The sequence below is a fragment of the Streptomyces sp. NPDC055099 genome (assembly GCF_053607685.1).
Window position 1 is genome coordinate 143,188 of the sequence record NZ_JBSGUA010000015.1, and the last position, 20,736, is coordinate 163,923.

The window sequence follows — 20,736 nt, forward strand, 5'->3', positions numbered from 1 at the left end:
GAAGATCAAGGCCTCATCCAGGCTTTGGGCGGGAATTGGATGTTTAGCCTGACGCTTTACAGGGATGGCGAATCCGACAACCGGCGTCCACCACGTGGCGCCTCAACTGACAGGGCACGAACAGCAGATGAAGACCGTCAAGTCGGCGATGTTCCGCAACATAGCCAACCCGCGCCGCACCACCCTCGCCCACCTCACGGACGCACAGGAGGTCGCCCCGGCCGCCGAGCAGCCGGACCACGCGACGGAGCTCCCGGCGGTGACGGCCAACCCGAAGCGCACGATCCTGATGGACGCGCCGGAGCAGCCCGTCCCGGCAGCGGGTTAATACGGGAGGCCGGCCCCCCTTGCCGCGTTAGCCTGGGGTGTCAGTTTTTCCCTCCAGCAAAGGGCACCGCTCTTGCGCATCGCCAGGTTCTCCATCGACGGCAACGTCGCCTTCGGCGCGGTCGAGGGCGAAAGTCCCCCCGGAACGACCGACGGGCTCGTCCTCGACATCATCAAGGGCATCCCGTTCGCGGACTTCGAGCTCTCCGGCACCAAGGTCCCGCTGAGCAAGGTCAGGCTGCTGCCTCCGGTGCTCCCCAACAAGGTCGTGGGCATCGGCCGCAACTACGCGGACCACGCCAAGGAACTCGGCAACGAGGTCCCCGACGTCCCGGTCGCCTTCTTCAAGCCGTCCACCTCGGTGATCGGCCCCGGTGACGCCATCGCGTACCCCTCCTTCTCACAGGAGGTGCACTACGAGGCCGAGCTCGCCGTGGTCATCGGCCGCATGTGCCGCGAGGTCCCGCGCGAGCGCGCCCGTGACGTCATCCTCGGCTACACCTGCGCAAACGACGTCACCGCGCGTGACGTGCAGCAGCGCGAGAAGCAGTGGGCCAGGGCCAAGGGCTTCGACAGCTCCTGCCCGCTCGGCCCCTGGGTGGAGACCGACCTCGACCCCTCCGACCTCACCATCCAGTGCACGGTCAACGGCGAGCAGCGCCAGCTGGGGCGTACGACCGACATGGTCCGCTCCGTCGAGGACCTGATCGTGCACATCTCCGAGGCCATGACGCTGCTCCCCGGCGACGTCATCCTCACGGGCACCCCGGCAGGGGTCGGCCCCCTGAACGTCGGCGACGAGGTCGCCGTCACCATCGAAGGCATCGGCACTCTCACCAACAAGGTGATCAAGCGTGGCTAACGCGACCCCCGTACGCGTACGGTTCTGTCCCTCGCCGACCGGCAACCCCCACGTGGGCCTGGTCCGCACCGCTCTCTTCAACTGGGCCTACGCCCGGCACAACGAGGGCTCCCTGGTCTTCCGCATCGAGGACACCGACGCGGCCCGCGACTCGGAGGAGTCGTACGAGCAGCTCCTGGAAGCGATGCGCTGGCTGGGCTTCGACTGGGACGAGGGCCCCGAGGTCGGCGGCCCGCACGCGCCGTACCGCCAGTCGCAGCGGATGGACATCTACCAGGACGTCGCCGCCAAGCTCCTGGACTCCGGCCGCGCGTACTACTGCTACTGCTCCACGGAGGAGCTCGACGCCCGCCGCGAGGCCGCCCGCGCCGCCGGCAAGCCGTCCGGTTACGACGGCCACTGCCGCGACCTGACCGCCGAGCAGCGTGCCGCGTACGAGACGGAGGGCCGCAAGCCCATCGTCCGCTTCCGCATGCCCGACGAGGCGATCACGTTCACGGACCTGGTCCGCGGCGAGATCACCGTCCAGCCGGAGAACCTCCCGGACTACGGCATCGTCCGCGCCAACGGAGCACCGCTCTACACCCTGGTGAACCCGGTCGACGACGCCCTGATGGAGATCACCCACGTCCTGCGCGGCGAGGACCTGCTCTCCTCGACCCCGCGCCAGATCGCCCTCTACAAGGCGCTCGCGGACCTGGGCGTCGCCAAGGAGACCCCGGCCTTCGGCCACCTCCCGTACGTCATGGGCGAGGGCAACAAGAAGCTGAGCAAGCGCGACCCCCAGGCCTCGCTCAACCTCTACCGGGAGCGCGGTTTCCTCCCGGAGGGCCTCCTTAACTACCTGTCCCTCCTGGGCTGGTCGTTCTCCGCGGACCAGGACGTCTTCTCGATCGAGGACATGGTCGCCAAGTTCGACCTCGCGGACGTGAACGCCAACCCGGCCCGCTTCGACCTGAAGAAGGCCGAGGCGATCAACGCCGACCACATCCGCATGCTGGACGTGAAGGCGTTCGCGGCGGCCTGCGAGCCGTGGCTGCGGGCCCCGCACGCCAACTGGGCCCCCGAGGCCTTCGACCAGGCCGCGTGGGAGGCCATCGCCCCCCACGCGCAGACCCGCATCAAGGTCCTCTCCGAGATCACGGAGAACGTGGACTTCCTCTTCCTGGAGGAGCCCGTCGAGGACGAGGCGTCCTGGACGAAGGCCATGGGCAAGGGCGACCCTGCCGCCCTCCTGACCACGGCCCGCGCCAAGCTCGACGCCGCCGACTGGTCGGACCCGGAGTCCCTCAAGAACGCGGTCCTGGCCGCCGGCGAGGAGCACGGCCTCAAGCTCGGCAAGGCCCAGGCCCCGGTCCGCGTCGCCGTCACCGGGCGCACGGTCGGCCTGCCCCTCTTCGAGTCCCTGGAGATCCTGGGCAAGGAGAAGTCGCTGACCCGCATCGACGCTGCCCTGGCGAAGCTGGCCGCGTAAGCAGGCACGTACAGCAGCGGGAAGGGCCCGGAAGTCGCCACGACTCCCGGGCCCTTCCCGCTGTGCCGGCTGCCCCCGAAGCTCCACGGCGATACCCGTTTTGGAGCGCCGTCCACCTTCGGGTAATGTTCTTTCTGCGCCGCCCGAGAAGGCCGAAAGGTCCGACCAGGAAGCGCAAGTCGAGCAAAACCCCCCCGAGGGGTTGCGTATCGATGGCCTATGGTGTAATTGGCAGCACGACGGTTTCTGGTTCCGTTAGTCTAGGTTCGAGTCCTGGTAGGCCAGCTCGCAGAGCTTATCTGCAACGCCCCCGTTGTGTAGCGGCCTAGCACGCCGCCCTCTCAAGGCGGTAGCGCCGGTTCGAATCCGGTCGGGGGTACAGATCCTTCCCATGGAAGCAGTCCGGGTCGCACCCACTGCAGCCGATGCAGGATCGCTAGGGCCCCCGTTGTGTAGCGGCCTAGCACGCCGCCCTCTCAAGGCGGTAGCGCCGGTTCGAATCCGGTCGGGGGTACGCAGTGTCTAGCTGGTCTAGACCACAGTGGGCTATGGTGTAATTGGCAACACGACGGTTTCTGGTTCCGTTGTTCTAGGTTCGAGTCCTGGTAGCCCAGCGCAGTACAGCAGGACAGAGCAGTACCGCAGGAAAAGCTAGCCCCCGTTGTGTAGCGGCCTAGCACGCCGCCCTCTCAAGGCGGTAGCGCCGGTTCGAATCCGGTCGGGGGTACAGAGACGAAGGGGCCTTCCCGTAAGGGAGGGCCCCTTCGTCGTTACGCCGAAGTCCCTTGCCCGAAGCGGTGGTTGGACTCCTCCGCCTGGGCGATCCGGCGCAGCGCGAGCAGTACCGGCTCGTACAGCACGGTGAGCGCGACGGCCGCCTGCAACTGCTCGTCCGGGGACTCGTACCGCTCGATCAAGTCCAGGTCGGCGACGGCCAGTTGACGTCCGGCGCGCGCGTAGGGCGCCAAGTCCTCGACGGAGCACGGGTATCCGAGCCTGGCCAGGGTGGTGACCGCGGTCACCAGCATTCCGTAAGCCGGCGACTGGGCCCCGTAGGCCTGGGCGTACTCCCAGTCGAGCTGTTCGAGCAGCGCGTCGACGGTGCGCCGCGCCTCCTCTGCTTGCGCGTCGTCCTCGGTGGACTCGGGTCCGTGGGGGAGCGCCCAGACCGCCGTGCCCAGACGGGAGTTGTGGTCCAGGGAGTCATCCTCCAGGGCGGTGAGCACCTCCCTGGCCGACGCGATCGGAACGCGCCCCACCTGGATGAGTGCCCGGACGAGGCGCAGCCGCTGGAGGTGCTTCTCGTCGTACTCGGCCTGCGTGGCCGTCACGCGGCGGCCCGGCGCGAGCAGCCCCTCGCGCAGGTAGTACTTGATCGTGGCCGTCGAGACCCCGCTGCGCGTGCTGAGCTCCGCCAGTCGCATCGGCTCGCCCCTTCTGTTGGTTCTGTCTTGCGCTCCCCCTTGGGGAGTGGCACTATCCAAGCATGGATAGTCAAGCTATCCAACGCTCTCAGAAGGGGGAACCATCGTGAGCACCAAGCCGATCGAAGGACGCATGACCGCCGACGCGCAGGGGCCGGTCACCGTCTTCAACATCGGGATGCGCATCAACAACTTCCGGGCCGTGCGCAGCTGGTGGCCCGTCTTCCGGGCGATGCCCCGGATGCTCAAGGAACTGTCGCGGGACCCGGGGAGCGGCATGCTCGGCTACCAGCTGCTGCTCGGCAATCCGCGGGTGTTGTACGTCGTCCAGTACTGGGAGTCGCCGGAGAAGCTCCTCGCCTATGCGTCCGAGCAGGGCAAGGAGCACCGGCCTGCCTGGGCCGCCTTCAACCGGCGGATGCGGGAGGGCAAGGGGAAGGTCGGCTTCTGGCACGAGACGTATGTCGTGCCGTCCGGGGCGCATGAGGCGGTCTACATCAACATGCCGGAGTTCGGCCTGGGCAAGGCCATCGGCGTGGTGCCGGTGGGCCGCCGGGGGGAGAGGGCCGCCGACCGGCTCAAGCCGGCCTGAGGCGCATCCCGAGGACGTACGGAAAAACGCCCGGGGGGCAGCCGCGGCGTTGAGGCGGCCCCTCGGGCGTTTCTGCGTGCTTAGGGCGGGAGCGCTGCGGGTCAGCCCGTGCGGCGCAGGGCCTCGGACAGGCGTCCCGCGGCGTCGATGATGGCCTGTGCGTGCATCCGGCCAGGGTGGCGGGTCAGGCGCTCGATCGGTCCGGAGACCGAGACGGCGGCGACCACGCGGTTCGACGGACCGCGCACGGGGGCGGAGACGGACGCGACGCCCGGCTCCCGCTCGCCGATCGACTGGGCCCAGCCCCGGCGGCGTACGCCCGAGAGGGCCGTGGCCGTGAAGCGGGCGCCCTGGAGTCCGCGGTGCAGGCGCTCCGGCTCCTCCCAGGCCATCAGGATCTGCGCGGACGAGCCCGCCTTCATCGTGAGCGTCGAGCCGACGGGGACCGTGTCCCGCAGGCCCGAGAGGCGCTCGGCCGCCGCGACGCAGATGCGCATGTCGCCCTGGCGGCGATAGAGCTGCGCGCTCTCGCCCGTCACGTCGCGCAGGTGCGTGAGGACCGGGCCCGCCGTGGCGAGCAGGCGGTCCTCGCCGGCCGCCGCCGCGAGTTCCGCGAGCCGCGGGCCGAGAATGAAACGGCCCTGCATGTCGCGCGCCACCATCCGGTGGTGTTCCAGTGCCACGGCGAGACGATGAGCCGTGGGTCGTGCGAGTCCGGTGGCCGCGACCAGCCCCGCGAGGGTGGCCGGACCGGACTCCAGGGCGCTCAAGACGAGAGCCGCCTTGTCGAGAACGCCGACGCCGCTAGAGTTGTCCATGCGTCGATACTCGCGTCTCACTCTGTGAAACGCAAGTTCAATTTTCGATGGAACACGTCACCCTGTACGTGCGATCCGCGGACCAACGGAAAGCGGTCCACGCGCGGCACGAGGGGTACGGGCGTGGACGAACAATTCTCTAGTTGGGCCGGCCCAACACAGCCGGTCGGAGGGAAAGCGATGGGTAGGACACTCGCGGAGAAGGTCTGGGACGACCACGTCGTCCGGCGCGCCGAAGGCGAGCCCGACCTCCTCTTCATCGATCTGCACCTGCTGCACGAGGTGACGAGCCCGCAGGCCTTCGACGGCCTCCGCCAGGCAGGCCGCCCGGTGCGGCGCCTCGACCTCACCATCGCCACCGAGGATCACAACACCCCGACCCTCGACATCGACAAGCCCATCGCGGACCCCGTCTCGCGGGCGCAGTTGGAGACGCTGCGCAAGAACTGCGCCGAGTTCGGCGTACGGCTGCACTCGCTGGGCGACGTCGAGCAGGGCGTCGTCCACGTGGTGGGCCCCCAGCTCGGCCTGACCCAGCCCGGCACCACCGTGGTCTGCGGCGACTCCCACACGTCCACGCACGGCGCCTTCGGCGCGCTGGCGTTCGGCATCGGCACCTCCCAGGTCGAGCACGTCCTGGCCACGCAGACGCTGCCGATGGCCCGCCCGAAGACCATGGCCATCACCGTCGACGGCGAACTGCCCGACGGCGTCACCGCCAAGGACCTGATCCTCGCCATCATCGCGAAGATCGGCACCGGCGGCGGCCAGGGCTACGTCCTGGAGTACCGCGGCTCCGCCATCGAGAAACTCTCGATGGAAGCCCGCATGACCATCTGCAACATGTCGATCGAGGCCGGTGCCCGCGCGGGCATGATCGCCCCCGACGCCACCACCTTCGACTACATCGAGGGCCGCGACCACGCCCCGAAGGGCGAGGAGTGGGACGCGGCGGTCGCGTACTGGAAGACCCTGAAGACGGACGACGACGCGGTCTTCGACGCCGAGGTCTACATCGACGCCACCAAGCTCGCGCCGTTCGTCACCTGGGGCACCAACCCGGGCCAGGGCGCGCCGCTCTCGGCACAGGTCCCCGACCCTGCTTCGTACGAAGACGCCTCGGAGCGGTACGCCGCCGAAAAGGCCCTGGAATACATGGGGTTGACCGCCGGGCAGGCGCTGCGCGACATCAAGGTCGACACCGTCTTCGTAGGTTCGTGCACCAACGGCCGCATCGAGGACCTGCGCGCGGCGGCCTCCATCGTCGAGGGGCGCAAAGTCGCCGACGGCGTACGGATGCTGATCGTCCCCGGCTCGGTCCGGGTCGCCCTGCAGGCCATCGAGGAGGGCCTGGACAAGGTCTTCGTCGCCGCGGGCGCCGAATGGCGGCACGCCGGCTGCTCGATGTGCCTGGGCATGAACCCCGACCAACTGGCGCCCGGCGAGCGCTCCGCGTCGACCTCCAACCGCAACTTCGAGGGCAGGCAGGGCAAGGGCGGCCGCACCCATCTGGTGTCGCCGCAGGTCGCCGCCGCCACCGCGGTGACGGGCCACCTCTCCTCGCCCGCCGACCTGACCGACGCCCCTGTCACCGCCGGAGTCTGAGAGCCATGGAAGCATTCACCACGCACACCGGCCGGGCCGTTCCGCTGCGCCGCAGCAACGTCGACACCGACCAGATCATCCCCGCCCACTGGCTGAAGAAGGTCACCAGGGACGGATTTGAGGACGGGCTCTTCGAGGCCTGGCGCAAGGACGGCGAGTTCATCCTGAACAAGCCCGAACGCCAGGGCGCCACGGTCCTGGTGGCAGGCCCCGACTTCGGTACGGGCTCCTCGCGCGAGCACGCCGTCTGGGCGCTGCAGAACTACGGCTTCAAGACCGTCATCTCCTCGCGCTTCGCCGACATCTTCCGCGGCAACTCGCTGAAGAACGGCCTGCTCACCGTCGTGCTCGACCAGCGGACCGTGGACGCGCTCTGGGAGCTGACGGAGGCCGACCCGCAGGCCGAGATCACCGTTGACCTGCAGGATCGCCAAGTCCGCGCCCAGGGAGTCACCGCCGACTTCGAGCTCGACGAGAACGCCCGGTGGCGTCTTCTGAACGGCCTGGACGACATCAGCATCACGCTCCAGAACGAGCCGGACATCGCCGCCTACGAGGCCGGGCGACGCTCGTACAAGCCGCGGACCGTGCAGGTCTGACACCCCCGCAACACCCTGGTGTACCCCCAATCGTGGACGGTTGGGGGTACATCTGTGTCCGGGCCCCGAAGGGGGAGCGCTGACCTGAACGGGTGGTCTCAACTCCCTTGTTCCGGACGGAAGAAGAGGCTTGAAATCCCCTTGTACTCCGTCCGACCGGGTACCCTCAGAAGGGCGCCGGATGTGGGTAGTTACCCCCTGCGGAGGCGACAACTCGCCCCAGATGGCACAATCGGTGCATGGAACGTGACAGCCAACTCGAGCTCTACGGGCTTGTTGCGGACCAACTGAAGGAAGCGCACTCAAGGGTGCGTGCACTGCAAGTCCCGGAGGGCGTACGGATGGCGCTGACCCGGAAGCTGCTGGTCATTACGGCCGCGGCCAAACACGATCTCGCCGATGCGGCAAGGCGTCTGGAGCGATTGATGGCGTCCCTCGACGAAGCTGAAGAGGGCCGATTCCCCGAAGATGCCTGAGCCACAAGGCTCAAACGGCCCTTCGAGGAACCTTCGAGGAACTCATGGACAGCCGAGTTCGTTGCGGCACAAGGGTGATTAGCCCGTTTCGTGTTTGATTTGCGGTATATATCTGCCTAACGTGCGAAAAAGCCTGGCGAATACGCTCGGGCGAGGTCTCCGAAGGGGAAGACGTGAACAAGGCGCAGCTCGTAGAAGCGATTGCCGACAAGGTGGGTGGCCGCCAGCAGGCCGCCGACGCCGTGGACGCGGTTCTGGACGCAGTCGTCCGTGCCGTGGTCAGCGGAGACCGTGTTTCGGTCACCGGGTTCGGCTCGTTCGAGAAGGTTGACCGTCCGGCCCGTTACGCCCGCAACCCGCAGACCGGGGAGCGCGTTCGGGTCAAGAAGACCTCGGTTCCGCGCTTCCGCGCCGGTCAGGGCTTCAAGGACCTGGTGAGCGGCTCGAAGAAGCTCCCGAAGAACGACGTCGCGGTCAAGAAGGCGCCCAAGGGCAGCCTTTCGGGCGGCGGCGCCTCGGCGACCGTCAAGAAGGCCGCGGCCAAGAAGGCCACCACCGCCAAGAAGGCGACGGCGAAGAAGGCCACCACCGCCAAGAAGGCCACCGCCAAGAAGACGACGGCGACGGCGAAGAAGGCGGCCACGGCCAAGAAGGCCACGGCCAAGAAGACGACGGCGACCGCCAAGAAGGCGGCCACGGCCAAGAAGGCGACGGCCAAGAAGGCCACCCCCGCCAAGAAGGCCACCGCCAAGAAGACCGCGCCGGCCACCAAGAAGGCCACCGCGAAGAAGACTGCTCCCGCCAAGAAGTCGACGGCGCGCAAGACCACCGCCAAGAAGGCGACCGCCCGCAAGAAGTAAGGGCACAAGGGCACTCACGCGCCGGGCCGGGCTCCCCGCTGGGAGCCCGGCCCGCGGCGTGTGCGGGGGCTTTTCGGAACGCCGGTACGCCGGTACAGCCAGTACGTCAGAACGTCTGGAGCGTCACCAGAGTGATGCGGCGCCCCTCGCCCTCTCCCTCGACCTCGATCCGCACCCGCTGGCCGGGCCTGAGCAGCCGCAGGCCGCCCGCGTCGAACGCCGGGGGATCGAAGGGCACCGGAGTGCCGTCGTCGAGCAGCACGCTGCCGCTGCGGGTCTCGGGGTCGTACGTGTACGCGGTCGCCTGCATGGGGGAAGCGTACTCAGTCGGCGATCAGCAGCCTCGCGGCAGCCGCCGCCGTGCGCGGCCCCACGCCCAGCGCGAGGGCGGCCCGCAGGTCGTCCCCGGTGTCCACGTCCTGGCGTACGGAATCGACGTCGTCGAGCGGAAGTTCCACCGCCCCCGAGGCCGAGTGCCGGGAACGGGACGCCGCGCCGAATGCCGGACGCAATTCGATGCCGGGGGCGGCACAGAGCAACGTCGTACCGATTCCGGCGGAATCCGCGAGGAAAGAACGCGGAAATCGGGCCGCGCCGTCGAGTACCCGGGCCAATTCCAGCGGGCGCAGTGCGGGGAGATCGGCATTCAGCGCCGCGACGGCCGTTCCGGGCCGCACGGAGCGCACGTCCGCCGCCCCGTGCGCCAGGGCCGCGTTGAGGCCCCCCGCGGGCTCGTCACGGACGATCCTGGCCCCCAGCGCCGCCAGCTCGCGCCCGGCGAGGCCGTCGTCCGTGACGACCACCACATCCCGGACCGCGGGGCAGGCCACCGCGGCGGCCACGGTGTCCTGCGCGAAGGCGAGGGCGAGGCCGGGGCGCAAGGTGTCGCCCGTGGTGGCGGTGAGCCTGCTCTTGGCGCGCTCCAGCGGTTTCAGGGGTATCACCAGGGTCCACTGCACGGGTGGCGGCTCCGTCCTTCGCGTCGGGCCCATTGTGACCTGCTGGGCGGGGCACTACCGGGGCCGGGCTCCTGGGGCGGGCGTACGGTGTTCTCGACAGACAGACAGCCTGGGGCGACACTTGTGCGGCCGACCAGGTTCATGGAGGAAGGTGTCCGAGTGTCCCGCCGCAGAATCGGCTTCTGGTACCGCCTGGCCGCGGTCATCGCAAAACCGCCGCTGGTGGTTCTGTTCAAGCGGGACTGGCGTGGAATGGAGCACATTCCGGCCGACGGTGGATTCATCACGGCGGTGAATCACAACTCGTATATCGACCCGCTCTCGTACGCGCATTTTCAGTACAACACCGGACGAGTGCCCCGTTTCCTGGCAAAGGACGGCCTTTTCAAGGACGGCTTCGTCGGCAAGGTCATGAAGGGCACGGGCCAGATCCCGGTCTACCGCGAGACCACGAACGCGCTCGACGCCTTCCGTGCCGCGGTCGACGCGATCGAGCGCGGCGAGTGCGTGGCGTTCTACCCCGAGGGCACCCTCACCAGGGACCCCGAGATGTGGCCGATGACCGCCAAGTCCGGTGCCGCGCGGGTCGCCCTGCGGACCAAGTGCCCGGTGATCCCCGTCGCCCAGTGGGGCGCCAACCTCGCGCTTCCCCCGTACAGCAAGAAGCTCAGCCTCTTCCCGCGCAAGAAGCTCCAGGTGCTCGCGGGCAAGCCGGTCGACCTCTCGCGCTTCTACGACAAGGAACCCACGCCCGAGGTCCTGCGGGAGGTGACCGAGGAGATCATGGCCGGGGTCACCGAACTCCTCGAGGAGATCCGGCAGGAGAAGGCCCCCGCGGTTCCCTACGACCCGCGCAAGGCGCGGCTCGCGCAGCGCCGCAAGGCGACCGGCCCGAGCGGTTCAGGCGTCCCCGAGAACACCCCCGAGAACACCACGGAGGACAGCAAGTGACGAACCCGGTGAGGGCCGCCGTCTTCGGAACCGGATCGTGGGGTACGGCCTTCGGCATGGTGCTCGCCGACGCCGGGTGCGACGTCACCCTGTGGGCCCGCCGCGCCGAGCTCGCCGACGCCGTCAACTCCTCGCACAGCAACCCGGACTACCTCCCCGGCGTCGAACTCCCGCAGAACCTCAGGGCGACCACCGACCCGGCCGAGGCCGCGGCCGGCGCCGACTTCACCGTGCTCGCGGTGCCCTCGCAGACGCTGCGCGGCAACCTCGCCGAGTGGGCGCCGCTGCTCGCCCCCGACACCGTGCTCGTCTCCCTCATGAAGGGCGTCGAACTGGGCTCCGCCATGCGGATGAGCGAGGTCATCGAGGACGTCACGAAGGTCGCCGCCGACCGCGTCGCCGTCGTCACGGGCCCCAACCTCGCCCGCGAGATCGCCGCGAGGCAGCCCGCCGCCGCCGTCGTCGCCTGCCGCGACGAATCGATCGCGCGACGCCTCCAGACCGCCTGCCACACCCCGTACTTCCGCCCGTACACGAACACGGACGTCGTCGGCTGCGAACTCGGCGGCGCCGTCAAGAACGTCATCGGTCTCGCCGTCGGCATCGCGGACGGCATGGGCCTGGGCGACAACACCAAGGGCTCGCTCATCACACGCGGGCTCGCCGAGACCACCCGCCTGGGCATGGCGATGGGCGCCGACCCGCTGACGTTCTCCGGACTCGCGGGCCTGGGCGACCTGGTGGCCACCTGCTCGTCGCCGCTCTCGCGCAACCACACCTTCGGCACGAACCTCGGCAAGGGCATGACCCTCGAGGAGACCATCGCGGTCACCAAGCAGACCGCGGAGGGCGTCAAGTCCTGTGAGTCCGTGCTCGATCTGGCCCGCAGGCACGGCGTCGACATGCCCATCACCGAGACGGTCGTGGGCATCGTGCACGAGGGCACACCCCCGGTGGTCGCCCTCAAGGAACTGATGTCGCGCAGCGCCAAGCCCGAGCGCCGCTGACTCTCCCCGGGTCAACGGGTACCCTCAAGCCGATATGAGCAGCGAGAACCTCCCCCAGAGCCCCAAGCCGCGTGTGGCCGTCGTGTTCGGCGGCCGCAGCTCGGAGCACGGCATCTCGGTCGTCACGGCGGGCGCCGTACTGCGTGCCATCGACCGCACCAAGTACGACGTCCTGCCCATCGGCATCACGACGGACGGCCGCTGGGCCCTGACCGCCGACGATCCCGACCGCATGGCGATCACCGACCGGCAGGTGCCCAACGTCGACGCGCTGGCCGAGTCGGCCGACGGCGGTGTGGTGATGCCCCTGGACCCCGGCAACCGCGAGGTCGTCTACAGCGAGCCCGGCTCCGTGCCCAAGGCGCTCGGCGAGGTCGACGTCGTCTTCCCGATGCTGCACGGTCCCTACGGAGAGGACGGCACCCTCCAGGGACTCCTGGAGCTCTCCGGAGTGCCCTACGTGGGCGCCGGAGTGCTCGCCTCGGCCGTCGGCCAGGACAAGGAGTACATGAAGCGGGTGTTCACCTCCTTCGGTCTCCCCGTCGGCCCGTACCTGGTGATCCGCCCGCGCGAGTGGGACCGCGACCAGCAGGCCGCCCGCAAGAAGATCGCGGAGTTCGCCGGCGAGCACGGCTGGCCGCTGTTCATCAAGCCCGCGCGCGGGGGCTCTTCGATGGGCATCACGAAGGTCGACTCCTTCGAGGGCCTCGACGAGGCGATCGAGGAGGCCCGCCGCCACGACCCCAAGATCCTCGTCGAGTCGCTGCTGCGCGGCCGCGAGATCGAGTGCGGGGTCCTGGAGTTCGAGGACGGGCCGCGCGCGAGCGTGCCCGCCGAGATCCCTCCGGTGCAGTCGCACGACTACTACGACTTCGAGGCGAAGTACCTCGACTCGACGCCCGGGATCGTGCCCGCCCCGCTGACGCCCGAGCAGACCGCCGAGATCCAGCGGCTCGCGGTCGACGCCTTCGAGGCCACGTCCTGCGAGGGCCTGGTGCGCGCGGACTTCTTCCTCACCGAGGACGGGTTCGTCATCAACGAGATCAACACGATGCCGGGCTTCACGCCCATCTCGATGTACCCGCAGATGTGGGAGGCGAGCGGCGTCAGCTACCCCGAGCTGGTGGACCGCCTCGTCCAGGCGGCCCTCAACCGGTCGACGGGGCTGCGCTAGCACCCTCCGTAGCGGGCGCTGAGGCGCTAGGCGATCCCCTTGGGGATCGTCTTCTTGACGGGGGCGGCGAAGTCCGTCAGCGGGCTCACGCCGCTCCCCGCGCGCTCCTCGGGCAGCGTGATCTCCACGTACGCCTTGCGCAGCGTGGACGTGAAGCGGAACGAACCGTCTTCCCGCTGCTCCATCAGCCAGTTGACGCCGTCAGCCGTCACGCCGTCCGCCTCGGGGTCGTTCATCTTCGGCGGTCTGGAGACACCGCAGCGCAGTATGATCGCCGGGTCTCCCCACCCGGCGGTCAGCTCCGACTTCGGCTCGGGATCAACCCGCTCCAGACCGTCCACCTTCTTCGGCAGCCGCTTGTCCAGGTTCCGGCACAGTTCGGTGACCTTGCCGTCCGGGGTGGGAACCGCGGCCTGCACCGCTTCGTCTGCTGAGGAGCAGCCCGCGGACGCGATCAGCAGTGCGAGGGCGGGAGCGGAGACGAGACAGCGGCGCCGGCGACGGGAAATCTTCACCGGCCAAGGGTAGACGGGGGCTACAGGTGCACGACGGGGCAGGTCAGGGTCCGGGTGATGCCGTCCACTTGCTGGACTTTGGCGACCACCATGCGGCCGAGTTCGTCGACCGTGTCCGCCTGGGCGCGCACGATGACATCGTAGGGTCCGGTCACGTCCTCGGCCTGGATCACTCCTGGGATCTTGCCGATCAGCTCGGCGACGGTCGACGCCTTGCCGACCTCGGTCTGGATCAGGATGTACGCCTGTACCACGGAACCTCCAGGGCGGCCACGAGGATCATGTGGGGAGAAGGGACGCCACGGTACCGCGTCGCCGCTTCCCACGGGGAGACCCGGGGGAGCTGTGGCGCGCACATCGCGGTGGACGGGCAACAGAAGTTGACGGTCATATCGACCGTACCTATGACAGTGACGGCTCGCGACCGCAAGCCGAGCAGCGTGAAAGGGCATGGTGAGTCCCGGTGAAGGGAACCGTCGGCGAGTTGGGGGAGTTCGGGCTCATCAGGGAACTCACGTCCCGGCTCACCTCCACCCCGGCCGTCCGGCTCGGCCCGGGCGATGACGCCGCCGTCGTGTCGGCCCCCGACCGCAGGGTCGTGGCGAGTACGGACATCCTCCTGGAGGGGCGGCACTTCCGCCGCGACTGGTCGACCGCGTACGACGTGGGCCGCAAGGCCGCCGCGCAGAACCTCGCGGACATCGCCGCCATGGGCGCCGTACCCACCGCGCTCCTGCTCGGCCTGGTCGTGCCCGCCGAACTCCCCGCGAGCTGGCCCACCGAGCTCATGGACGGCCTGCGGGACGAATGCCAGGTCGCGGGAGCGGCGGTCGTGGGCGGCGATGTCGTACGGGGCGACACGATCACCGTCGCGATCACCGCGCTCGGCGATCTGCGCAACCACGAGCCGGTCACGCGCGCGGGCGCTCAGCCCGGCGATGTCGTCGCCGTCACCGGCTGGTTGGGCTGGTCCGCGGCCGGGCACGCGGTGCTCTCGCGCGGCTTCCGCTCACCGCGCGCCTTCGTGGAGGCCCACCGCAGGCCCGAACCGCCGTACCACGCGGGCCCCGCGGCCGCCGGACTCGGCGCCACCTCGATGACGGACGTGAGCGACGGGCTCATCGCCGACCTCGGCCACATCGCCGACTCCAGCAAGGTGCGCATCGACATCCGCTCCGGAGACGTCGACGTGCCCACCCAGATGAACGACATCGGCCAGGCCGTCGGCGTCGACCCGCTGCAGTGGGTGCTCAACGGCGGCGAGGACCACGCCATCGTGGCGACGTTCCCGCCGGACGTGAAGCTGCCCGCCCGCTGGAAGGTCATCGGCGAGGTCCTCAACCCCTCGGCCCTGCCCCAGGTGACGGTCGACGGCGCCCCCTGGACCAGCAAGGGCTGGGACCACTTCGGGGACAACGGGGACGTGGAGTGAGCACCTGAGCGAGGGCACACGAAAGAGCCGGTCCCCCGAGGGGGACCGGCTCTTTCAGCAACCGACTAGGTGGCCGCGCTGACGTCAGCGCGAGACCTTGCCGGCCTTGATGCACGAGGTGCAGGCGTTGAGCCGCTTCGGCGTCCCGCTGACCACGGCACGAACGCGCTGGATGTTCGGGTTCCAGCGACGGGACGTACGGCGGTGAGAGTGCGAGATGTTGTTGCCGAAGCTCGGCCCCTTGCCGCAGACGTCGCAGTTGGCAGCCACGGGTCACTCCAAGACTTCAGATGCACTTACGGGTAATCCCGGCATGCCGGGATCAGTGCAATGATCGTGGGTGGCGTTGCCAGGAGGATTGGCCCGACGGGTATCGGGCAACCGGAGCAGCATACAACGACTGCTTCGGTAGAACGAAACTACCATGTCTCGCCCCGGCCCCGCCCCGGGCCTTTCGCCCTTCCCGGTCTACGCTGCGTCCATTCCGGATGCCCTTAGGAGGCGAGCAGGTGCCGCAGAACCTCGACGCCGTCGCGGTGCGCGCCTGGTGCGGCCTCGCTCTGGACGCCCTGGGAAGGGCCCGCGAGGAGATCGACGCGATCAACGTCTACCCGGTCGCGGACGGAGACACCGGAACCAACCTCTATCTGACCGTGGAATCGGCGTCCCAGGCGGTCGACGCCGCCTTCACCGGCCTGGACCCGACCCACCCCACGCTGGCCGAGGCCGCGCGGGCGATGGCGCACGGAGCGCTGATCGGGGCCCGCGGGAACTCGGGCACGATCCTCTCGCAGCTCCTGCGGGGAATGGCGCAGGTCCTGGGCGGCGACCGTGACACTGATCACGCCGACGGCCCGGCGCTGGCCCTCGCGCTGCGCCGGGCCGCCGAGGCGGCGTACCAAGCGGTGGCCCACCCCGTGGAGGGCACGGTCCTGACAGTGGCCGCCGCCGCTGCCGACGCGGCCTCGGGCGCCGAGGGCGACTGCGGGACGGTGGCGCGGGCCGCGTACGACGGTGCGTGCCGGGCGCTGGACGCGACGCCGGAGCAGCTCGCGGTGCTCGGCCGTGCGGGAGTGGTGGACGCCGGGGGACGCGGGCTCGTGGCGGTGCTAGGGGCGCTCGTGAGAGCCCTGTCGGGCGGGACGCTGCCGCCGAGAGCCGCCTCCGCGCGGACGGCCGAGAGCGCGGGCGGCGCCGCCGTCGAGTGCCAGGACGCCCCGGCTGACGGTGCGGCCCCCGCCTTCGAGGTCATCTACCTCCTGGAGGCCGACGACACGGCCGTGGACCGGCTGCGGACGCGCCTCGACGGGCTCGGGGACTCGCTCGTCGTCGTCGGCGGCGACGGCCTGTGGAACGTCCACGTCCATGTGGACGACGCCGGTGCCGCCGTCGAGGCGGGCGTCGAGGCCGGGCGGCCCCACCGCATCCGCATCACGCACTTCGGGGTGGGCGACGCGCACACCGCGGGCGCCGCGCAGCCGCCCCGCGAGCGGGTACAGCGCGGGATCGTCGCCGTCGTGCCGGGGGAGGGGCTGGCCGGGCTCTACGCCGACGCCGGCGCGACCACCGTGCCCACGCGCCCCGGGGAGCCGCCCGCCAGCGGCGAGCTCGTCGAAGCGATCAGGCGGGCCCACGCGCGCGAGGTGGTGCTCCTGCCGAACGACGCCGAGCTGCGCCACACCGCGGCGGCCGCTGCCGAGCAGGCCCGCACCGAAGGGGTGCGGGTCGCGCTGATCCCGACGCGGTCCGCGGTCCAGGGCATCGCGGCGCTGGCCGTGCACGAACCGGGCCGCCGCTTCGACGAGGACGTCGTCGCGATGACCTCGGCGGCCGGCGCGACGCGGTACGCCGAACTGGCCGTCGCCGAACGGCAGTCGTGGACCATGGCGGGCATCTGCCAGGCCGGGGACGTCCTCGGCCTGATCGACGGCGACGTCGCGTTGATCGGCGACGACACCACGCGCACCGCACGGTCCGTCCTCGACCGGATGCTGGCGGCGGGCGGCGAGATGGTCACGCTGGTGCTCGGCGACGACGTGCCCGACAGCCTCGGCGACGACCTGGAGAAGCATGTGCGCGAGGTGCACCTGGCGGTCGACACGGTGGTCTACCGCGGCGGACGCCAGTCGGCCCTGCTGCTGATCGGCGTGGAGTAGCCCTGCCCTCGGCGTTCCTGACGTTCCTGACCAGCGGATTTCGGGGACGTACGCCGAATTGTCAGTGGTGTGGTGTGCAATGGATCTCGTGCCCGCGCTCGAAGAACCCCTGAAGAAAGTGGTCGGTCCCGCCACCGCGAAGGTGATGGCCGAGCACCTGGACCTGCACACGGTCGGCGACCTGCTGCACCACTACCCGCGGAGGTACGCGGAGCGGGGCGAGCTCACCCGCCTCGCCGACCTCCCGCTGGACGAGCACGTCACGGTGGTCGCCCAGGTCGCATCGGCGCGCATCCTGACGTTCAACGGCGGCCGGGGCCAGCGCCTCGAAGTGACGATCACCGACGGCAGCGGCCAGCTCCAGCTCGTCTTCTTCGGCCGCGGCATCCACAAGCCGCACAAGGACCTGCTGCCGGGCACGCGCGCGATGTTCGCGGGCAAGGCATCGGTCTTCAACCGCAAGATGCAGCTCGCACATCCGGCGTACGAACTCCTCAAGGGCGACGCCGATGAGGCGGTCGACTCCTGGGCGGGCGCCCTCATCCCGATCTATCCGGCCACGGCGAAGCTGGAGTCCTGGAAGATCGCCAAGTCGGTCGACGCGGTGCTGCCCAGCGCCCAGGAGGCGGTCGACCCGCTGCCGCCGAGCCTGCGCGACGGACGGGAGCTGATCCCGCTCCCCGAGGCGCTCCTGAAGATCCACCGCCCGCAGACCAAGGCGGACATCGAATCCGCCCGCGCCCGCCTGAAGTGGGACGAGGCCTTCGTCCTCCAAGTGGCCCTGGCCCGCCGGAGGTTCGCGGACGCGCAACTCCCCGCGACCGCCCGCCGCCCCCGCGAGGGCGGCCTGCTCGACGCCTTCGACGCCAAACTGCCCTTCACCCTCACCGAGGGCCAGCAGAAGGTCACCAAGGAGATCTTCGACGACCTGGCCACCGAACACCCGATGCACCGCCTGCTCCAGGGCGAGGTGGGCAGCGGCAAGACGATGGTCGCCCTGCGCGCCATGCTCGCCGTCGTGGACGCGGGCGGGCAGGCCGCCATGCTCGCGCCGACCGAGGTTCTGGCGCAGCAGCACCATCGGTCGATCACCGAGATGATGGGCGAGCTCGCCGAGGGCGGCATGCTCGGGGGCGCGGACCAGGGCACCAAGGTCACGCTGCTCACCGGCTCCATGGGCGTCGCGGGCCGCCGTCAGGCCCTGCTCGACCTGGTCACCGGCGAGGCCGGGATCGTCATCGGCACGCACGCGCTGATCGAGGACAAGGTGCAGTTCCACGACCTGGGCCTGGTCGTCGTCGACGAACAGCACCGCTTCGGGGTCGAGCAGCGCGACGCCCTGCGCGGCAAGGGCAAGCAGCCCCCGCACCTCCTCGTCATGACGGCCACGCCCATTCCGCGCACGGTGGCGATGACGGTCTTCGGCGACCTGGAGACCTCGGTCCTCGACCAGCTCCCGGCCGGCCGTTCACCGATCGCCAGCCACGTCGTGCCCGCCGAGGACAAGCCCCACTTCCTGGCGCGCGCGTGGGAGCGCGTGCGCGAGGAGGTCGAGAACGGCCACCAGGCGTACGTGGTCTGCCCCCGGATCGGCGATGAGGACGACGACCCGAAGAAGGCCAAGAAGAAGGCCGAGGAGGAGGCCACCGCCGAGAAGCGGCCCCCGCTCGCCGTCATCGAGGTCGCCGAGCAGCTCGCCCGCGGACCGCTCAGCGGCCTCAAGGTCGAGGTCCTGCACGGCCGCATGCAGCCCGACGACAAGGACGCGGTGATGCGCCGCTTCGCCGCGGGCGAGACCCAGGTCCTGGTCGCGACGACGGTCATCGAGGTCGGTGTGAACGTCCCGAACGCCACCGCCATGGTGATCATGGACGCCGACCGCTTCGGCGTATCGCAGCTGCACCAGCTGCGCGGTCGCGTCGGCCGTGGCTCGGCCCCCGGCCTCTGCCTCCTGGTCACCGAGATGCCGGAGGCCAGCCCCGCCCGCGGCCGCCTCGGGGCGGTGGCCGCCACGCTCGACGGCTTCGAGCTCTCCCGGATCGACCTGGAGCAGCGCCGCGAGGGCGACGTCCTCGGCCAGGCACAGTCCGGTGTCCGCTCCAGTCTGCGCATGCTCGCCGTCATCGAGGACGAGGAGATCATCGCCGAGGCCCGCGAGGAGGCCGTCGCGGTGGTCTCGGCCGACCCGGATCTGGAGCACCTGCCCGAGCTGCGCACCGCCCTGGACGCCCTCCTGGACGACGAGCGCGAGCAGTACCTGGACAAGGGCTGACAGGCGGCGCGGGCGCCGGGGCTGAGAGACTGGGGCCGGACCACCCGTACGTACACCGACAAGGACTCAGATGACCCGCGTGATCGCCGGTGTGGCCGGCGGACGTCGCCTCGCCGTCCCGCCGGGAACCGGCACACGGCCCACGACCGACCGCGCACGCGAGGGCCTGTTCTCCACCTGGCAGGCCCTGCAGGGCACGCTGGACGGCGCACGCGTCCTCGACCTGTACGCCGGGTCCGGAGCCATCGGCCTCGAAGCGCTCTCGCGCGGCGCGGGCCACGCCCTGCTCGTCGAGGCTGACGCCCGCGCGGTGCGCACCGTCCGGGAGAACGTGAAGTCGATCGGCCTGCCCGGCGCAGAGGTCAGGGCGGGCAAAGCGGCCCAGATCATCCAGGGCGGCGCCCCCACCACCCCGTACGACCTGGTCTTTCTCGACCCTCCGTACGTCGTCACCGATGACGATCTTCGCGAGATACTGCTCACACTCCGCGCGGGGGGCTGGCTCACGGACGATGCGCTCGTCACCGTTGAACGCAGTACCAGAGGCGGAGAATTCAGCTGGCCCGACGGCTTCGAAGCACTGAGGTCCCGTCGCTACGGCGAAGGCACGTTTTGGTACGGTCGCGCCGCCTCTACGTGCGACGACTCAGTGATCGCGCCATGACCGGACCGGAGAGCGAGGGAGTTCAGTTGCGCCGCGCCGTCTGTCCGGGGTCCTTCGACCCCATCACCAATGGACACCTCGACATCATCGCCCGCGCCTCCAGGCTGTACGACGTGGTGCATGTCGCGGTGATGATCAATCAGTCGAAGAAGGGCCTGTTCACCGTCGACGAGCGGATCGAGCTGATCCGCGAGGTGACGGCCGACTTCGGGAACGTCGAGGTCGAGTCCTTCCACGGTCTCCTCGTCGACTTCTGCAAGCAGCGCGACATCCCGGCCATCGTCAAGGGTCTGCGCGCGGTCAGCGACTTCGACTACGAACTCCAGATGGCCCAGATGAACAACGGCCTCTCGGGCGTCGAGACCCTCTTCGTGCCCACCAACCCCACCTACAGCTTCCTGTCCTCCTCGCTGGTCAAGGAGGTCGCGGCCTGGGGCGGCGATGTCGCCCACCTGCTGCCGCCGGTGGTCCACGAGGCGCTGGCCGAACGCATCGGCAAGAAGTGACGGCCCCCCCGGGCGAACTGACAGCCCGTCACCCGGTGTCGGACGGCCGTCGACTGGCCTTAC

The 20,736-nt window shown here is 69.8% G+C and carries 23 protein-coding genes and 5 tRNA genes; 21 read left to right on the plus strand and 7 right to left on the minus strand.

Annotated elements, in window-relative coordinates:
* The first annotated feature begins 127 nt into the window (after positions 1 to 127).
* The 8 genes from ACWFRU_RS31530 (at position 128) to ACWFRU_RS31565 (ending at position 3,390) form a co-directional block, all read left to right on the plus strand.
* Positions 128 to 328: a hypothetical protein gene (locus tag ACWFRU_RS31530; protein ID WP_453691618.1), complete on the plus strand. Its 201-nt coding sequence runs from the start codon at positions 128 to 130 to the stop codon at positions 326 to 328.
* A 72-nt stretch (positions 329 to 400) separates the two neighbouring features.
* A complete protein-coding gene (locus ACWFRU_RS31535) occupies positions 401 to 1,189 on the plus strand; it encodes a fumarylacetoacetate hydrolase family protein (RefSeq protein ID WP_451216343.1) in 789 nt (262 codons plus the stop codon).
* Complete coding sequence (gene gltX / locus ACWFRU_RS31540; protein WP_453691504.1) at positions 1,182 to 2,663, plus strand: glutamate--tRNA ligase; 1,482 nt, start codon at positions 1,182 to 1,184, stop codon at positions 2,661 to 2,663. The genes ACWFRU_RS31535 and gltX overlap by 8 nt, the downstream gene beginning before the upstream one ends.
* 213 nt (positions 2,664 to 2,876) lie before the next feature.
* Positions 2,877 to 2,948 (plus strand) — tRNA-Gln (locus ACWFRU_RS31545).
* Positions 2,949 to 2,969: 21 nt separating this feature from the next.
* Positions 2,970 to 3,042 (plus strand) — tRNA-Glu (locus ACWFRU_RS31550).
* A gap of 62 nt (positions 3,043 to 3,104) precedes the next feature.
* A tRNA-Glu gene (locus ACWFRU_RS31555) sits at positions 3,105 to 3,177 on the plus strand.
* Positions 3,178 to 3,205: 28 nt separating this feature from the next.
* Positions 3,206 to 3,277, plus strand: a tRNA-Gln gene (locus ACWFRU_RS31560).
* A 40-nt stretch (positions 3,278 to 3,317) separates the two neighbouring features.
* Positions 3,318 to 3,390: transfer RNA gene (locus ACWFRU_RS31565), tRNA-Glu, on the plus strand.
* A gap of 43 nt (positions 3,391 to 3,433) precedes the next feature.
* Here ACWFRU_RS31565 and ACWFRU_RS31570 read toward each other — a convergent pair.
* A complete protein-coding gene (locus tag ACWFRU_RS31570; protein ID WP_453691505.1) occupies positions 3,434 to 4,087 on the minus strand; it encodes a MerR family transcriptional regulator in 654 nt (217 codons plus the stop codon).
* A gap of 133 nt (positions 4,088 to 4,220) precedes the next feature.
* Between ACWFRU_RS31570 and ACWFRU_RS31575 the strand changes: the two genes are divergently transcribed.
* Positions 4,221 to 4,679 carry a DUF4188 domain-containing protein gene (locus ACWFRU_RS31575; RefSeq protein WP_453691620.1) on the plus strand — a complete coding sequence of 153 codons (459 nt, stop codon included), beginning with the start codon at positions 4,221 to 4,223 and terminating at the stop codon, positions 4,677 to 4,679.
* Between the two features lie 101 nt (positions 4,680 to 4,780).
* Here the strand turns inward: ACWFRU_RS31575 and ndgR are convergent, their stop codons facing one another.
* On the minus strand, positions 4,781 to 5,497 hold the full coding sequence (gene ndgR, locus ACWFRU_RS31580) for an IclR family transcriptional regulator NdgR (protein WP_053137572.1): 717 nt from the start codon (positions 5,495 to 5,497) through the stop codon (positions 4,781 to 4,783).
* A gap of 180 nt (positions 5,498 to 5,677) precedes the next feature.
* On the opposite strand from ndgR, the gene leuC reads away from it, so the two are divergent.
* The 4 genes from leuC to ACWFRU_RS31600 all read left to right on the plus strand — a co-directional run bounded on the left by leuC (position 5,678) and on the right by ACWFRU_RS31600 (position 9,037).
* Positions 5,678 to 7,102 (plus strand): 3-isopropylmalate dehydratase large subunit, encoded by a 1,425-nt coding sequence (leuC, locus tag ACWFRU_RS31585; protein WP_453691506.1) that lies wholly within the window; start codon positions 5,678 to 5,680, stop codon positions 7,100 to 7,102.
* A 5-nt stretch (positions 7,103 to 7,107) separates the two neighbouring features.
* Positions 7,108 to 7,701 carry a 3-isopropylmalate dehydratase small subunit gene (gene leuD, locus ACWFRU_RS31590; RefSeq protein ID WP_453691507.1) on the plus strand — a complete coding sequence of 198 codons (594 nt, stop codon included), beginning with the start codon at positions 7,108 to 7,110 and terminating at the stop codon, positions 7,699 to 7,701.
* Positions 7,702 to 7,940: 239 nt separating this feature from the next.
* Positions 7,941 to 8,177, plus strand: a complete 237-nt coding sequence (locus ACWFRU_RS31595; protein WP_363212500.1) for an SCO5555 family protein — start codon at positions 7,941 to 7,943, stop codon at positions 8,175 to 8,177.
* A gap of 173 nt (positions 8,178 to 8,350) precedes the next feature.
* Entirely contained in the window at positions 8,351 to 9,037 is a 687-nt protein-coding gene (locus ACWFRU_RS31600; RefSeq protein ID WP_453691508.1) for an HU family DNA-binding protein, read from the plus strand.
* Between the two features lie 106 nt (positions 9,038 to 9,143).
* On the opposite strand, the gene ACWFRU_RS31605 is transcribed toward ACWFRU_RS31600, so the two are convergent.
* Together ACWFRU_RS31605 and cofC are read right to left on the minus strand one after the other, a co-directional pair.
* Entirely contained in the window at positions 9,144 to 9,347 is a 204-nt protein-coding gene (locus tag ACWFRU_RS31605) for a hypothetical protein (RefSeq protein WP_453691509.1), read from the minus strand.
* A 13-nt stretch (positions 9,348 to 9,360) separates the two neighbouring features.
* Positions 9,361 to 9,996 (minus strand): 2-phospho-L-lactate guanylyltransferase, encoded by a 636-nt coding sequence (gene cofC / locus ACWFRU_RS31610; RefSeq protein ID WP_453691510.1) that lies wholly within the window; start codon positions 9,994 to 9,996, stop codon positions 9,361 to 9,363.
* Between the two features lie 159 nt (positions 9,997 to 10,155).
* Here cofC and ACWFRU_RS31615 point away from each other — a divergent pair, with 159 nt between their 5' ends.
* From ACWFRU_RS31615 to ACWFRU_RS31625, 3 genes are read left to right on the plus strand one after another with little or no spacing between them, the layout of a single operon-like run.
* Positions 10,156 to 10,947, plus strand: a complete 792-nt coding sequence (locus ACWFRU_RS31615) for a lysophospholipid acyltransferase family protein (protein ID WP_453691511.1) — start codon at positions 10,156 to 10,158, stop codon at positions 10,945 to 10,947.
* Entirely contained in the window at positions 10,944 to 11,954 is a 1,011-nt protein-coding gene (locus ACWFRU_RS31620) for an NAD(P)H-dependent glycerol-3-phosphate dehydrogenase (RefSeq protein ID WP_453691512.1), read from the plus strand. Before ACWFRU_RS31615 ends, ACWFRU_RS31620 begins: the two co-directional genes overlap by 4 nt.
* A 34-nt stretch (positions 11,955 to 11,988) precedes the next feature.
* Positions 11,989 to 13,128 (plus strand): D-alanine--D-alanine ligase family protein, encoded by a 1,140-nt coding sequence (locus ACWFRU_RS31625; RefSeq protein ID WP_453691513.1) that lies wholly within the window; start codon positions 11,989 to 11,991, stop codon positions 13,126 to 13,128.
* A 26-nt stretch (positions 13,129 to 13,154) separates the two neighbouring features.
* Here the strand turns inward: ACWFRU_RS31625 and ACWFRU_RS31630 are convergent, their stop codons facing one another.
* Together ACWFRU_RS31630 and ACWFRU_RS31635 are read right to left on the minus strand one after the other, a co-directional pair.
* The gene (locus ACWFRU_RS31630) at positions 13,155 to 13,637 is read right to left on the minus strand and encodes a DUF3515 domain-containing protein (protein WP_453691622.1); all 483 of its coding nucleotides are present in this window, start codon (positions 13,635 to 13,637) and stop codon (positions 13,155 to 13,157) included.
* Positions 13,638 to 13,663: 26 nt separating this feature from the next.
* The gene (locus tag ACWFRU_RS31635; RefSeq protein ID WP_016642988.1) at positions 13,664 to 13,897 is read right to left on the minus strand and encodes an Lrp/AsnC family transcriptional regulator; all 234 of its coding nucleotides are present in this window, start codon (positions 13,895 to 13,897) and stop codon (positions 13,664 to 13,666) included.
* A gap of 209 nt (positions 13,898 to 14,106) precedes the next feature.
* Here ACWFRU_RS31635 and ACWFRU_RS31640 point away from each other — a divergent pair, with 209 nt between their 5' ends.
* Positions 14,107 to 15,075: a thiamine-phosphate kinase gene (locus ACWFRU_RS31640; protein ID WP_363212506.1), complete on the plus strand. Its 969-nt coding sequence runs from the start codon at positions 14,107 to 14,109 to the stop codon at positions 15,073 to 15,075.
* An 84-nt stretch (positions 15,076 to 15,159) separates the two neighbouring features.
* Here ACWFRU_RS31640 and rpmB read toward each other — a convergent pair whose 3' ends face one another.
* The gene (gene rpmB / locus ACWFRU_RS31645; protein ID WP_160507429.1) at positions 15,160 to 15,345 is read right to left on the minus strand and encodes a 50S ribosomal protein L28; all 186 of its coding nucleotides are present in this window, start codon (positions 15,343 to 15,345) and stop codon (positions 15,160 to 15,162) included.
* A 218-nt stretch (positions 15,346 to 15,563) separates the two neighbouring features.
* Here rpmB and ACWFRU_RS31650 point away from each other — a divergent pair, with 218 nt between their 5' ends.
* From ACWFRU_RS31650 to coaD, 4 genes are all read left to right on the plus strand, one after another.
* A complete protein-coding gene (locus tag ACWFRU_RS31650) occupies positions 15,564 to 17,231 on the plus strand; it encodes a DAK2 domain-containing protein (RefSeq protein ID WP_453691514.1) in 1,668 nt (555 codons plus the stop codon).
* Between the two features lie 79 nt (positions 17,232 to 17,310).
* Positions 17,311 to 19,503, plus strand: a complete 2,193-nt coding sequence (gene recG, locus ACWFRU_RS31655) for an ATP-dependent DNA helicase RecG (protein ID WP_453691515.1) — start codon at positions 17,311 to 17,313, stop codon at positions 19,501 to 19,503.
* Positions 19,504 to 19,573: 70 nt separating this feature from the next.
* Positions 19,574 to 20,167, plus strand: a complete 594-nt coding sequence (gene rsmD / locus ACWFRU_RS31660; protein ID WP_453691516.1) for a 16S rRNA (guanine(966)-N(2))-methyltransferase RsmD — start codon at positions 19,574 to 19,576, stop codon at positions 20,165 to 20,167.
* Between the two features lie 26 nt (positions 20,168 to 20,193).
* Entirely contained in the window at positions 20,194 to 20,673 is a 480-nt protein-coding gene (coaD, locus tag ACWFRU_RS31665) for a pantetheine-phosphate adenylyltransferase (RefSeq protein WP_453691623.1), read from the plus strand.
* Positions 20,674 to 20,736 lie beyond the last annotated feature (63 nt).

Excerpts from the sequence above, each read along its gene's own strand:
- ndgR (WP_053137572.1), bottom strand. The coding sequence starts at position 5,497 with ATGGACAACTCTAGCGGCGTCGGCGTTCTCGACAAGGCGGCTCTCGTC.
- ACWFRU_RS31625 (WP_453691513.1), top strand. The coding sequence starts at position 11,989 with ATGAGCAGCGAGAACCTCCCCCAGAGCCCCAAGCCGCGTGTGGCCGTC.
- ACWFRU_RS31530 (WP_453691618.1), top strand. The coding sequence starts at position 128 with ATGAAGACCGTCAAGTCGGCGATGTTCCGCAACATAGCCAACCCGCGC.
- ACWFRU_RS31575 (WP_453691620.1), top strand. The coding sequence starts at position 4,221 with ATGACCGCCGACGCGCAGGGGCCGGTCACCGTCTTCAACATCGGGATG.
- ACWFRU_RS31650 (WP_453691514.1), top strand. The coding sequence starts at position 15,564 with ATGCCCTTAGGAGGCGAGCAGGTGCCGCAGAACCTCGACGCCGTCGCG.
- ACWFRU_RS31570 (WP_453691505.1), bottom strand. The coding sequence starts at position 4,087 with ATGCGACTGGCGGAGCTCAGCACGCGCAGCGGGGTCTCGACGGCCACG.
- ACWFRU_RS31595 (WP_363212500.1), top strand. The coding sequence starts at position 7,941 with ATGGAACGTGACAGCCAACTCGAGCTCTACGGGCTTGTTGCGGACCAA.
- recG (WP_453691515.1), top strand. The coding sequence starts at position 17,311 with ATGGATCTCGTGCCCGCGCTCGAAGAACCCCTGAAGAAAGTGGTCGGT.
- rsmD (WP_453691516.1), top strand. The coding sequence starts at position 19,574 with ATGACCCGCGTGATCGCCGGTGTGGCCGGCGGACGTCGCCTCGCCGTC.
- leuC (WP_453691506.1), top strand. The coding sequence starts at position 5,678 with ATGGGTAGGACACTCGCGGAGAAGGTCTGGGACGACCACGTCGTCCGG.
- ACWFRU_RS31605 (WP_453691509.1), bottom strand. The coding sequence starts at position 9,347 with ATGCAGGCGACCGCGTACACGTACGACCCCGAGACCCGCAGCGGCAGC.
- leuD (WP_453691507.1), top strand. The coding sequence starts at position 7,108 with ATGGAAGCATTCACCACGCACACCGGCCGGGCCGTTCCGCTGCGCCGC.